The following is a 13543-nucleotide window of genomic DNA, read 5'->3' on the forward strand; positions in this document are numbered from 1 at the left end:
CCCGCTCGTGACCAAGCAACGAACGAGCCCGGAAACCTCCATGACTGATGCAAACCTCCTGAGTTCCGCCGCTTACTCCCACTATGCGTCGCGGGCGCTGGCGAGCCGCCCGGAACTCGCCGGGCGCGTCGCGGCGCTTGCCGCAACGCCCGTCACGCGCGAGCGCATCGAGGCGCGCTTCGATGCGCTGTCCAGCGAGGTTCAGGGCGGCGCCGCGGCGGCGCTGACCGACGATCAGCTCAAGAAGGTGCTGCGCCAGTTGCGCACCGAGGTCTTCTGCGCCGTGATGGAGCGCGATCTTGCATTCAATGCCGACGTGGCCGAGGTCACGGGCACGATGACCGATCTCGCCGAGGTGGCGATCCAGCGGGCGCTCGCCGTCGTCACCGCGGATCTGGAGGCGCTCTACGGCGAGCCGCGCGGCCCCGAAGGCGAGCGGCTCACGCTCGGCGTGGTGGGCATGGGCAAGCTGGGCGGGCGCGAACTCAACGTGTCGTCGGACATCGACCTCATCTTCGTCTACGAGGACGACGGCGAGACGGCCGGCGGCGAGCGCGCGCCCATCGCCACGCAGGAATTCTTCACGCGCGTGGGCAAGCGGCTCATCGCGGCGCTCAACGACGTCACGGCGGACGGCTACGTCTTTCGCGTCGACATGCGGCTGCGGCCGAACGGCGACGCGGGGCCGCTCGCGTGCAGCCTCGGCATGCTGGAGGAGTATTTCTACGTGCAGGGCCGCGAGTGGGAACGCTACGCGTGGATCAAGGGGCGGCTCGTCTCCGAAGGCCAAAGCGCATCGGCCCAGCGGCTCGCGCAACAGCTCGACGCCATCGCGAAGCCGTTCGTCTACCGGCGCTATCTCGATTTCGGCGTGATTAGCGCCATTCGTGCGCTGCATCTGCAGATTCGCCAGGAAGCGCAGCGGCGCGCCTCCATGCGCCCCGAGAAGGCCGACGACATCAAGCTCGGGCGCGGCGGCATCCGCGAGATCGAATTCAGCGCCCAGGTGTTCCAGCTGATTCGCGGCGGCCAGGACGCGGATTTTCGCGTGCGTCCCACGTTGGCCGTGCTGCGGCACGCGACGGCGCGCGGTCTCATTGCGCCGTCGGTCTGCGCGGAACTGACGGAGGCCTACCGGTTCCTGCGGCGCCTCGAGCACCGGCTCCAGTACCGCAACGACGCGCAGACGCACGCCATGCCGGTGGACCCCGAGGAGCGCGCGGCACTCGCCACGACAATGGGCTTCGCCGACTACGCCGCCCTGATGGCCGCGCTCGACGCGCATCGCGAGAAGGTGGAGCGCCAGTTCGACCAGATCTTCGCCGACAAAGTGAACGGCCACGGCGGCTGTGCCGCGCCCGACGACGGCGCCGCCGCCTGGGTCTGGAGCAGCGCGCTCGCGGACGACAGCGCCGGCGAGGCGCTCGAGGCGCGCCTCGCGGACCTCGGTCTCGCCGAGCCCGCCGACCTGCTCGCGCGGCTGCGCGCCATCTGGCAGTCGCCGCGTTACCAGGGGTTGCCGGAGCACAGCCGTCAGCGCTTCGACAGCGTGGCCAAGCGCGCGCTGGACGCGGCTCGCACGATCGACTTGCCGGCGCGGCGCACCGCTACGCTCGCGCGCTTCTTCGATCTGCTCGAAACGGTGGGCCGGCGCGGCGCCTATCTGGCACTGCTCTGCGAGTATCCGCATGCGCTCGAACGCGTGCTCTCCGTGCTCGGCGCGTCGCGCTGGGCGGCCGGCTACCTGATTCGCCATCCGCAACTGCTGGACGAACTGCTCGACGACGAGGCGATTGCGAGTCCCTTCGACTGGCCCGAGTTCAAGCGCACGCTGCGCACGCGTCTTGCCGCCGCCGACGGTGCCGAGCAGCAGATGGACTTGCTGCGCCACGCCCACCAGGCCGAAGTGTTTCGCATTCTGCTGATCGACCTGGCGGGCAAGCTTTCGGTCGAGCACGTGAGCGACCGGCTCTCCGAACTCGCCGACGCCGTGCTCGACGTGACCATCGAAACGGTCTGGGCCCAGTTCGCGAAGCGCCATCGTGAGGTGCCGCGCTTTGCCGTGATCGCTTACGGCAAGCTGGGCGGCAAAGAACTCGGCTACGCGTCGGACCTCGACCTGATCTTCCTCTACGACGATCCCGACGAGGCCGCACCCGACATCTACACGGCCTTCACGCGCCGGCTCATCACGTGGCTCACCATGGCGACGGGCGCGGGCACGCTGTTCGACGTGGACCTGCGGCTGCGACCCAACGGCGAGTCGGGCCTGCTCGTCACGGACCTCGATGCGTTTCGCCGCTACCAATTGCGCGAAGGCGACGCCGCCAATACTGCGTGGGTGTGGGAGCACCAGGCCCTGACGCGCGCACGTTTTTGCGCGGGCGACGAACAGATCGGCAGGGCTTTCGACGCGATCCGCCAGCAGGTGCTCACGATGCCGCGCGAGGCCGCACCGCTCGCGAAGGAAATCGTGGAGATGCGGCAGCGCGTGGAAGACGGACACCCGAACCGCAGCGAGCTGTTCGACCTGAAACACGACCGCGGCGGCATGGTCGACATCGAATTTCTCGTGCAGTACTGGGTGCTGTTGCACGCCGGGCGCGATCCCGAACTCGTGCGCAACACGGGCAACATCGCGCTGCTGCGCGAAGTGTCGCGGCTCGGCATCATGAGTGCCGACGAGGCCGAGACGGTGGGCGCCGCCTATCGCACCTACCGCAAGCTGCAGCATCGGCTGCGGCTAGACGGCATGGAGAAGGCGAGGGTGGAGCCGCAGCGTGTGGAGACCGAGCGCGCCGCAGTACTTGCGCTGTGGAATCGGGTGTTCGGGTGAAGGCCGGCGCTCGGCCTTCTCGGGTTGTTACGCCGCCAGCATTTCCTTCGCGTGACGCCGCGTGGTGGCCGTGATTTCGAGTCCGCCCAACATGCGGGCGACTTCCTCGACGCGGCTTGCACGGTCGAGCGGATTGACCGAACTCACCGTGCCGCCGTTGCCGTCGGACGCCTTTGCGACCTGGAAATGGTGATCGCCGCGCGCGGCGACCTGCGGCAGGTGCGTGACGCAGAGCACCTGGCGGGCACGGCCGAGCTGATGCAGCAACCGCCCGACCACTTCTGCCACGCCGCCGCCGATGCCGGTATCCACTTCGTCGAAGATCAGCGTGGGCGTGGGGCTTGCAGCGCTGGCGATCACGGCGAGCGCGAGGCTGATGCGCGCCAGTTCGCCGCCTGACGCCACCTTCGCGAGCGGCCGCAGCGGCACGCCCGCGTGACCGGCCACGCGAAATTCGACCTGTTCCAGCCCGTGTGCGCCGCCCTCCGCCAGCGGCACGAGGGCCACTTCGAAGCTGCCGCCTGCCATCGACAATTCCTGCATGCCGGTCGTCACGGCCGCGCCGAGCGCCTTGGCCGCCTTGGCGCGCGCCTTCGAAAGCTGCTTCGCTTCGGCGAGGTAGCCTTCTTTGGCCTTTGTCTCGGCGGCGCGCAGCGCGTCGAGGTCGGCGGCTGCGTCGAGTGCGGCGAGTTGCGCCTGGCGCGCTTCGTGTTCGTCGGGCAGCGTTTCGGGCTGCAGACGGAATTTGCGTGCCGTGGAATGCAGCGCGTCGAGCCGCTTTTCCACCTGGGCGAGGCGGTCCGGGTCGAGTTCGAGCCGCTGGGCATAGTGGGTGAGCGAGTAGGCGGCTTCCTGCAGCTGGATCGCGGCGGGTTCGAGCGCCGCGAGCGCGTCGTTGAGCGCAGGATCGATCTCGGCGAGGTCGCGCACCTTCGAGACGATAGAGCCGAGCTGCGAAATCATCGCGTCGTCGGACTCCGAAAGCGCTGCGAGCGCCCCCTGGACGCCCTCGATCAGATTGGCTGAATGCGAAAGCCGCCGGTGTTCGGCGTTGATCTCTTCCCATTCGCCGGGCTGCGGGGCAAGCTTGTCCAGCTCGGCGAGTTGCCAGGCGAGGCGCTCGCGTTCCAGTTGCAGTTCGCGGTCGCGCGTCTGGGCCGTTTCGACCGCATTCGATGCGTCGCGCCAGGTGCGCCAGGCGCGGCCTGTTGCGGCGGCCAGATCGGCGAGCCCGGAGTGCGTGTCGAACAGCTCGCGTTGCGCGTCGGGACGCATCAACAACTGGTGCGCGTGCTGACCGTGGATGTCCACGAGCATTTCGCCTACTTCACGCAGTTGCGTGAGCGTAGCCGGTGTGCCGTTGATGAAGGCGCGCGAGCGACCGCTGGCATCGACCACGCGGCGCAGCAGCACCGTGCCGCCCTCGCCTTCGTCGCCTTCGGCGGCAAACGCCTGGTCGTCGAGCCAGCGTGCGACGAGCGGGTGGGCGTCGAATTCGGCGGTGATGTCGGCGCGCGTCTCGCCGGTGCGCACGACGCTCGCGTCGGCGCGGGCGCCGAGCGTGAGCGCGAGCGCGTCGATGAGAATGGACTTGCCGGCGCCGGTCTCGCCCGAGAAAACCGTGAAGCCGCTGTTGAACTCGAGATCGAGCGCGGCGACGATGACGAAGTCGCGTATCGAAAGGTGGCGGAGCATGGTCTGGGTTCTGGCTTCTGCGTGTGGAGTCAGTACAGCGAGTTGTCCTCGAGCGACGGATGTTCGTTCCAGTGCAGCTTCTGGCGCAGCGTAGCGTAGTGGCTGTAGCCCACGGGATGCAGGATCGGCACCGTATGGCGCGAGCGGCGCACCTCGATGGTGTCGTTCAGTTGCAGCGCCGTGAATGACTGCATGTCGAAATTGACGTTGACGTCCCGGCCCGCGACGATCTGGATGCTCACTTTGCAGCTGTCGGGCAGCACGATAGGGCGGTTCGAGAGCGCGTGCGGCGCGATGGGCACGAGCACGATGCCCTGCAGCTGCGGATGCAGGATCGGCCCCGACGACGACAGCGCGTAGGCTGTCGAACCAGTCGGCGTGGCGACGATCAGGCCGTCTGAGCGCTGGTTGTACATGAAGCGGCCATCCACGTGTACGCGCAGTTCGGCCATGCCTGAAAAGCCGCTGCGGTTCACCACCACGTCGTTGAAGGCGATGGCGTGATAGATGGGATCGCCGTCGCGCGTGATGCGCGCCTCCAGCAGCGTGCGCTCCTCGCGCTCGAAGCTGCCGCAGAGCATTTGCGGCACGACTTCCTGCATGTCGGTGAGCGGAATGTCGGTAATGAAGCCGAGCCGCCCAATGTTGACGCCGATGAGCGGCGTGCGGTACGGCGCGAGCTGCCGTCCGATGCCGAGCATGGTGCCGTCGCCGCCGAGCACCACCGCCACGTCGGCGCGCGCGCCGATTTCCGCCGGGCGCAGTGCCGTATAGCCGGTTGCCCCGATATCCTGTGCCGTCTCGGCCTCGAACACCACGTCGAAACCCCGTTTCGCGATGCACGAGGCGAGCGCCGTCAGCGGCTCGGCAATGCCGGGCGTGTTGCTGCGCCCGACGAGCGCCACGGTCTTGAACTGGCTATTGATCTGCATGCCGGCATTACACCATAGTCAGGTCGCGAAAAGAACCGTGCGCAGACGCCGCGACAGGGCCTGCAGGACGCCGTGTGACGGGGCCGCCGGGCCTTGCACGATTATCGCTAGAATGGTGATGTGTTGATGACAGGGCAAGAAGTCATGTCGATGTGGAGGCAATGCCTTTGGCCAAGCGTTGCGGGCGCTCTCAGAGCGAGCGCAACGCAGCCAGTGCACCCGCGGCAGGTGCGCGGACGTGCCGCAACGCCGGGCGTGCGCACGTGCGCCGGCTCCCGGGCGACATGGCGTTGAGCTAAAATTTCGCGTCATGCTAGATCCCCGCGCACAAACCCTCCTCAAAACGCTGATCGAGCGATACATCGCCGAGGGGCAGCCGGTCGGCTCGCGCACGTTGTCGCGGTTCTCTGGCCTCGAACTCAGCCCCGCGACCATTCGCAACGTGATGTCGGATCTCGAGGAGCTCGGCCTCGTCGCCAGCCCGCACACCTCCGCGGGCCGCATACCGACGCCGCGCGGCTACCGCCTGTTCGTGGACACCATGCTCACCGTAGAGCCAGCCGGAGATGAAGAAGCTGTCACGCGCGCGGTGAAAACCACCCTGAAGCCCGGCGAACCCCAAAAGGTGATTGCCGCCGCGGCGAGCGTGCTGTCGAATCTCTCGCAGTTCGCGGGCGTCATACTCACGCCGCGGCGCAGTCACGTCTTCAAGCAGGTGGAATTCATGCGCCTGTCCGACAAGCGCATCCTGCTCATCATCGTGACGCCGGAGGGTGACGTTCAGAACCGCATCATGGCGACGCAGCGGGACTTTTCGCCGTCCGAACTCATTGAAGCGTCCAATTACATCAACGCACACTTCGCGGGACTCTCGTTCGACGAGGTGCGCCGTCGGCTGCGCGAGGAAATCGACCAGTTGCGCGGCGACATGACGGCTCTCATGCATGCCGCGGTGACCGCGAGTACCGACGAAGTCGAACCCGGCGAAACCGTGGTGATTTCGGGTGAGCGCAACCTGCTCGAGGTGGCTGACCTCTCTTCGGACATGGCCCGTCTGCGCAAGCTTTTCGACGTATTCGACCAAAAGACCAGCCTCCTTCAGTTGCTCGACGTTTCCAGCCATGCGCAGGGCGTGCAGATTTTCATCGGCGGCGAATCCAATCTCGTCCCTATCGAGGAGATGAGCGTCGTGACCGCGCCGTATGAGGTGAACGGCAAGATCGTGGGCACGCTCGGCGTGATCGGTCCTACGCGCATGGCCTATAACCGCGTGATTCCGATCGTCGACATCACCGCCCGCCTGCTCTCCACCGCGCTCAGCCAGCAATAAGCGCATAGATCCCATCATCCGCGATGCCCGTGCGGCGCGCCATCGGCCGGATGGCGGGGTGTCCCCACAGGGGTCGCTGGCTATAATGAAAACTTTCCAACCGGATCTCCGCGCCACGCGGCAGACCTTCTCGCCTATGCGCTTCGATCTCGAGCGGCCTTCGCAGTCTGCCGCGTCTCATCGCGTTGCGGTGCTGCTCATCAACCTCGGCACCCCGGACGCGCCCACGCCGCGCGCCGTGCGTCGCTACCTCGCGCAGTTCCTCTCGGACCCGCGCGTGGTCGAGATTCCCGCGTTGGTCTGGCAGGTGATCTTGCGCATGTTGATCCTGCCATTCCGGGGTTCGGCGTCTGCAAAGAAGTACGCTTCGGTGTGGATGCCGGAGGGCTCGCCGTTGCGCGTTTTCACGGAGAAGCAGGTGGAGGGGCTGCGGCAACTGCTGCACGTCAACGACTATGCCGTGATCGTGGACTACGCGATGCGCTACGGCACGCCCGGCATTCCGGCTGTGCTGAACCAGCTCAAGCTTGCGGGCGCCGAACGGATTCTGCTGATGCCCATGTATCCGCAGTATTCGTCGTCCACCACTGCCACCGCCTTCGACGACGCATTCACCGCACTGCGCCGCATGCGCAACCAGCCGGAAATTCGCACGGTTCGTCATTACTGTGATCATCCGGCCTATATCAGCGCGCTTTCCGCGCAGATTCATCACTACTGGAACGCACACGGGCGGCCCGATTTCGCTGCTGGCGACCGGCTGGTGCTGAGCTTTCACGGTGTGCCGAAGCGCACCATGGACCTCGGCGACCCTTATCACGACCAATGCCAGCAGACCGCGAGCCTCCTGATGCATGCACTCGGTCTCCAGCCGGTGGAGTGCCTCGTCACATTCCAGTCGCGATTTGGTCGGGCGGAATGGCTTCAGCCTTACACTGCTCCCACGCTGAAGGAGCTCGGCTCGGCCGGTGTGAAGCGGGTTGACGTGTTTTGCCCCGGCTTTACAGCTGACTGCCTGGAAACGATCGAAGAGATCGGCATCGAAGGGCGTGACGAGTTTCTCCACGCCGGCGGCAAGGCGTTTCACCGGATCCCTTGCCTCAACGCAGCGCCGGCATGGATTGCGGCGCTCGGCGAAATCGTGGCGCAAAACCTTCAGGGTTGGTCGGTGCAAGCCGCCGTACCGGCAGGCGTGGCGGCATGAGGCATGCTTTACCGGAAGTTCGGCCGGTGCCAGCCGTAGCCTCCTGCAATGGCGGCCATCGTTGCCGTGCGGCAGAACTTGAATTCCCCGTATGAAAGACAAGATTTCGACTGATCCGTCCGCTCGTACGCGTGTGGACAAGTGGCTGTGGGCTGCGCGCTTCTTCAAGACGCGCTCGCTTGCCGCCGATGCCGTGGCGAAGGGCCGGGTGCGGATCGACGGTGCGCCGGTGAAGGCGTCGAAGGACGTCCGCGTCGGCGACCTGATCGACATCGACATCGAGCGGGTCGTCTGGCAGGTCGAGGTACGGGGAATTTGTGACGTCCGCGGGCCGGCCAGCGTGGCGCAAACGCTTTATGCGGAGACGGACGACGGCCGTGCGAGGCGCATGCAGGAACTGGAGCGGCGCAAAACGTTTCGCGAACCGGCCGCGGCGCTGCACGGCCGGCCCACGAAGCGGGACCGCCGGACTATCGACAAACTTTCAGGTGGGGATTGAAGAACGACTCGATCGTTGCGTGAACGACGCCGTACTCCGTCGTGTTCTCCGTGACGGCCCCGGACATGCAGATGGTGGTGGTCCCCGCGATGAGTACCAGCGCGACCACCGATATTGCGAAGGTCAGTTTCACGGTACTCCCCTCGGTCATTCAGGTCGGATCAGGTCGGAAAGGGGCCGAAGACAGGCAACCCTCTGACGGGCGGCATTGCTGCGCCGACATCAGGGTAAACGTGTCCTGCGAGCGCATGAGTTGCAGTGTAGGTCAGCGCCCGAGGCCGCTCAATCTCAATCTGCGGGTGCCGAAGTAATGGTTGTTACCGTGCGTTTCGATGGCACGGAGGCGGTGCAAAAAGTGAGGCTGGTGACCTTGAAATCGCCAATTCGGCCCCCATGTGCACCGCCTGTGAGCGAATGGGTTGTTGCTTTTCCGCAACCGCATGACTGCATGCGGAAGGGCCACACATTTATTCAGGCATTTATTTTTGACGACTTTCAGCGACATGGAAAACACGCAAGAGAACCCGACGAGCCAGAACCCGACGACGCCCGAAGACGCCGCTCGTGAGGCGGCCGTGGCGGGAGCGGATCAGAGCCCGCAGCCGGCTGCCGAAAACGCGGCAACTGGGGCCGAGGCTGCGCTTGCTGAAGCGCAGGCGAAGATCGTCGAACTTCAGGAAAGCTTCCTGCGCGCGAAGGCCGAAACGGAAAACGTACGGCGCCGCGCTCAGGAAGACGTCGCGAAGGCTCACAAGTTCGCAATCGAGAGCTTCGCCGAACACCTGTTGCCCGTGGTGGATAGCCTCGAAGCGGCCACGACGCACGAGTCCGACGACATCGCCAAGGTGCGTGAAGGCGTCGAGCTCACGCTGCGGCAGCTGACGGGCGCACTGGAGAAAGGGCGCGTGGTGGCCATCAATCCGGTGGGCGAGAAGTTCGATCCGCACCGGCACCAGGCCATTTCGATGGTGCCGGCCGACCAGGAGGCGAACACTGTCGTCTCGGTGCTGCAGAAGGGCTATACGATCGCGGACCGCGTACTGCGCCCGGCGCTCGTGACGGTGGCGCAGCCGAAGTAAGCAGCGCGAGCCACGGGACCGGAACGTTTCTGCCGCAAGCGTGCATGGCCTTCGATTCCCGGCTTTGGCTGCCTTCGGCATGCCAGGGCCGAGAGCCGGGAAGCCGGGCGCGGCATTTGCCGCGGCACGTGACCCGCTTGCTGGTTCCGTTGCTTCGGGCCACGGCTGCATCGCGGCGAAATCATGAAGAGCGGTCGTCGCTTCGTGCTGCAAGGCGTACCGGCCTTGGGGCTTCGTTTACCGGGCCATGGAGCCTGACCGCGCGACCGGCTGCCACGTGCCAGGGCAGTTCGAAGCGGTGGTATCTGCGGGTCGCGCGAAAAATGAGAAAATCCGCGCCGCCGGTGAAGAACCGGCGGCCGGCGAGCCGGTATCAGGCGGGCTGGCATCCGGTCGGCGCCGCGGTGGCGCTGGCGATTGAGAAAAATTAAAGACCGCATCGCCTTTGAGGTCTTGAAAACGATGCGGCGGCACTTACCTTGGGTGCAGTGAAGGATTGAAGGCCGGCTGCCTCGCGACAGGAAGCGCAACAGGGCAGCCAGCAACAGCGATCGAAATCAGGAGATTAGTAAAAATGGGCAAAATCATCGGCATCGACCTCGGTACCACGAACTCTTGCGTGGCGCTGATGGAAGGTAACCAGGTCAAGGTGATCGAGAATTCGGAAGGCGCGCGTACCACGCCGTCGATCATCGCTTACCTCGACGAGAACGAAGTGCTGGTGGGTGCGCCGGCCAAGCGTCAGTCGGTCACCAACCCGCGGAACACGCTGTACGCGGTCAAGCGCCTGATCGGCCGCCGCTTCGACGAGAAGGAAGTGCAGAAGGACATCAACCTGATGCCCTACAAGATCGTCAAGCACGACAACGGCGACGCCTGGGTGGAAGCCCACGGCCAGAATCTCGCGCCGTCGCAGGTTTCGGCCGAAGTGCTGCGCAAGATGAAGAAGACCGCTGAAGACTACCTCGGCGAGCCGGTCACGGAAGCCGTGATCACGGTTCCCGCATACTTCAACGACAGCCAGCGCCAGGCCACCAAGGATGCGGGCCGCATCGCGGGCCTGGAAGTCAAGCGCATCATCAACGAGCCGACGGCAGCGGCGCTCGCGTTCGGTCTCGACAAGTCCGAGAAGGGCGACCGCAAGATCGCGGTGTTCGACCTGGGCGGCGGTACGTTCGACATCTCGATCATCGAGATCGCAGACGTGGACGGCGAAAAGCAGTTCGAAGTGCTCTCGACGAACGGCGATACGTTCCTGGGCGGCGAAGACTTCGACCAGCGCATCATCGATTACATCATCGGCGAGTTCAAGAAGGAGCAGGGCGTCGACCTCTCGAAAGACGTGCTCGCGCTGCAACGCCTGAAGGAAGCGGCTGAGAAGGCGAAGATCGAACTCTCGTCGTCGCAGCAGACCGAAATCAACCTGCCGTACATCACGGCTGACGCCTCAGGTCCGAAGCACCTGAATCTCAAGATCACGCGCGCCAAGTTGGAAGCGCTGGTCGAAGACCTGATCGAGCGCACCATCGAACCGTGCCGTATCGCGATCAAGGACGCAGGCGTGAAGGTCGGCGAAATCGACGACGTGATCCTGGTCGGCGGCCAGACGCGTATGCCGAAGGTGCAGGAGAAGGTCAAGGAGTTCTTCGGCAAGGAGCCGCGTCGCGACGTGAACCCGGATGAAGCCGTGGCCGTGGGCGCCGCGATTCAGGGCCAGGTGCTCTCGGGTGACCGCAAGGACGTGTTGCTGCTCGACGTGACGCCGCTGTCGCTCGGTATCGAGACGCTGGGCGGCGTGATGACGAAGATGATCAACAAGAACACCACGATCCCGACGAAGCACTCGCAGGTGTATTCGACCGCGGACGACAACCAGTCGGCCGTGACGATCAAGGTGTATCAGGGCGAACGCGAAATGGCGGCGGGTAACAAGCTGCTGGGCGAGTTCAATCTGGAAGGCATTCCGCCCGCACCGCGCGGCCTGCCGCAGATCGAAGTGACCTTCGACATCGACGCGAACGGCATCCTGCACGTCGGAGCGAAGGACAAGGCGACCGGCAAGGAAAACAAGATCACCATCAAGGCGAACTCGGGTCTCTCGGAAGCCGAGATCGAAAAGATGGTGAAGGACGCCGAGGCGAACGCCGAAGAAGATCACAAGCTGCGCGAGCTGGCCGATGCGCGCAATCAGGGCGACGCGCTCGTCCACAGCACGAAGAAGGCGCTGACCGAATACGGCGACAAGCTCGAAGCAGACGAGAAGGGCAAGATCGAAGCTGCGCTGAAGGACCTGGAAGACACGCTGAAGAACACGTCGACTGACAAGGCGGCGCTCGAAGGCAAAATCGAGGCGCTGGCTACGGCTTCGCAGAAACTCGGCGAAAAGATGTACGCCGACATGCAGGCCGCCCAGGGCGCGGCAGGCGCAGCAGCCGGTGCTGCGGGCGCTTCGGCCGGGGCATCGGCGGGCGCGAGCCAGCAGGCGGACGACGTGGTCGACGCCGACTTCAAGGAAGTGAAGAAGGACTAAGGCCGCCGGGTTGAAGTAACGATCCGTGATGCCGCGCACCGCAAGGTGCGCGGCACGGCAGCAGGACAGCCGGCGCGTCGCCACAGCAGCGAATGCGTACGGTATTGCAAGCGCCTGGCGAGCCTTTCGGCTCCCCGGGCACATTTGTTTTCTGGACGCCGTTCTCGGAACGGCGTGGCGGGCACTGCAATGCCGGCCGCGCCGTGCCACGAAGAGGCGGCAGGACGGGTCGCGAGACTCCAGCAATCACAAGGAGCGGCCGTGCGGCGATGCGCATGGCTGGTGTTGAACCGATATGGCGAAACGGGATTACTACGAGGTTCTGGGCGTCGCGAAGAATGCGAGCGACGACGAAATCAAGAAGGCTTATCGCAAGCTCGCGATGAAGCATCACCCCGACCGCAATCCGGGCAACAAGGAAGCGGAAGAGCAATTCAAGGAAGTGAAGGAAGCCTATGAAATGCTCTCGGACTCGCAAAAGCGCGCGGCGTACGACCAGTACGGGCACGCGGGCGTCGATCCGAACATGGCGGGTGCGGGTGCACAAGGCTTCGGCGGTTTCGCGGACGCGTTCGGCGACATCTTCGGCGACATCTTCGGCCAGGCCGCTGCGGGCGGTGGGCGCGGTCGCGCGGGCCCGCAGGTCTATCGCGGCGCCGACCTGCGCTACAGCATGGAAATTACGCTCGAGCAGGCGGCGCACGGCTACGACACGCAGATCCGCGTGCCGGGCTGGATCTCGTGCGAGGTCTGTCACGGGTCGGGCGCAAAGCCGGGCACCAAGCCCGAAACCTGCCCCACCTGTAACGGTTCGGGCGCGGTGCGCATGTCGCAGGGCTTCTTCAGCATCCAGCAGACCTGCCCGAAGTGCCACGGTACGGGCTCCTACATCCCCGATCCGTGCACGCACTGTCATGGCGCCGGCAAGGTAAAAGAAACGCGCACGCTGGAAGTGAAGATTCCCGCCGGTATCGACGACGGCATGCGCATCCGCTCGGCCGGTAACGGCGAGCCAGGCATCAACGGTGGACCGTCGGGCGACCTGTACGTCGAGATTCATATCAAGGCGCACCCGGTGTTCGAGCGCGATGGCGACGACCTGCATTGCCAGATGCCGATTCCGTTCACCACCGCAGCGCTGGGCGGCGAGATCGAGGTGCCTACGCTCGCGGGCCGCGCGAGTTTCACGGTGCCCGAGGGCACCCAGTCGGGCAAGACGTTCCGGCTGCGTGGCAAGGGTATCAAGGGACTGCGCTCGAGCATTGCCGGCGATCTGTACGTGCACGTGCAGGTTGAAACGCCGGTCAAGCTCACGGACCAGCAACGCGAACTGTTGCAACAGTTCGAGAAGTCGCTCGTCGAGGGGGGCGCGCGGCACAGTCCCCAGAGCAAAAGCTGGTTCGACCGGGTGAAGAGCTTCTTTGACTGACGGGTAGCC

General features: G+C 65.2%; 9 protein-coding genes. 7 read left to right on the forward strand and 2 right to left on the reverse strand.

All coding sequences use genetic code 11. The features are described 5' to 3' along the window. Positions 1-40: 40 nt before the first annotated feature. Positions 41-2836: a bifunctional [glutamate--ammonia ligase]-adenylyl-L-tyrosine phosphorylase/[glutamate--ammonia-ligase] adenylyltransferase gene (gene glnE, locus PKKP23_RS17695; RefSeq protein ID WP_126877869.1), complete on the forward strand. Its 2796-nt coding sequence runs from the start codon at positions 41-43 to the stop codon at positions 2834-2836. A 27-nt stretch (positions 2837-2863) separates the two neighbouring features. Here glnE and recN read toward each other — a convergent pair whose 3' ends face one another. Together recN and PKKP23_RS17705 are read right to left on the reverse strand one after the other, a co-directional pair. Then, complete coding sequence (gene recN, locus PKKP23_RS17700; RefSeq protein WP_126877870.1) at positions 2864-4531, reverse strand: DNA repair protein RecN; 1668 nt, start codon at positions 4529-4531, stop codon at positions 2864-2866. A 29-nt stretch (positions 4532-4560) separates the two neighbouring features. Then, on the reverse strand, positions 4561-5463 hold the full coding sequence (locus tag PKKP23_RS17705; RefSeq protein ID WP_017776953.1) for an NAD kinase: 903 nt from the start codon (positions 5461-5463) through the stop codon (positions 4561-4563). A gap of 310 nt (positions 5464-5773) precedes the next feature. Between PKKP23_RS17705 and hrcA the strand changes: the two genes are divergently transcribed. From hrcA to dnaJ, 6 genes are all read left to right on the forward strand, one after another. Further along, positions 5774-6793: a heat-inducible transcriptional repressor HrcA gene (hrcA, locus tag PKKP23_RS17710; protein WP_017776952.1), complete on the forward strand. Its 1020-nt coding sequence runs from the start codon at positions 5774-5776 to the stop codon at positions 6791-6793. A gap of 136 nt (positions 6794-6929) precedes the next feature. Continuing rightward, a complete protein-coding gene (gene hemH, locus PKKP23_RS17715) occupies positions 6930-7997 on the forward strand; it encodes a ferrochelatase (protein ID WP_026121879.1) in 1068 nt (355 codons plus the stop codon). Positions 7998-8088: 91 nt separating this feature from the next. Beyond that, positions 8089-8496: an RNA-binding S4 domain-containing protein gene (locus tag PKKP23_RS17720; protein ID WP_017776950.1), complete on the forward strand. Its 408-nt coding sequence runs from the start codon at positions 8089-8091 to the stop codon at positions 8494-8496. A gap of 503 nt (positions 8497-8999) precedes the next feature. Continuing rightward, on the forward strand, positions 9000-9575 hold the full coding sequence (gene grpE / locus PKKP23_RS17725) for a nucleotide exchange factor GrpE (RefSeq protein ID WP_126877871.1): 576 nt from the start codon (positions 9000-9002) through the stop codon (positions 9573-9575). Positions 9576-10149: 574 nt separating this feature from the next. Next, positions 10150-12105, forward strand: coding sequence for a molecular chaperone DnaK (gene dnaK, locus PKKP23_RS17730; RefSeq protein WP_042303326.1), 1956 nt, complete (start codon positions 10150-10152; stop codon positions 12103-12105). Between the two features lie 295 nt (positions 12106-12400). Next, a complete protein-coding gene (gene dnaJ, locus PKKP23_RS17735; protein ID WP_017776945.1) occupies positions 12401-13534 on the forward strand; it encodes a molecular chaperone DnaJ in 1134 nt (377 codons plus the stop codon). Positions 13535-13543 lie beyond the last annotated feature (9 nt).

The organism is Paraburkholderia kururiensis JCM 10599 = LMG 19447, assembly GCF_003986935.1.
GTDB lineage: Bacteria > Pseudomonadota > Gammaproteobacteria > Burkholderiales > Burkholderiaceae > Paraburkholderia > Paraburkholderia kururiensis.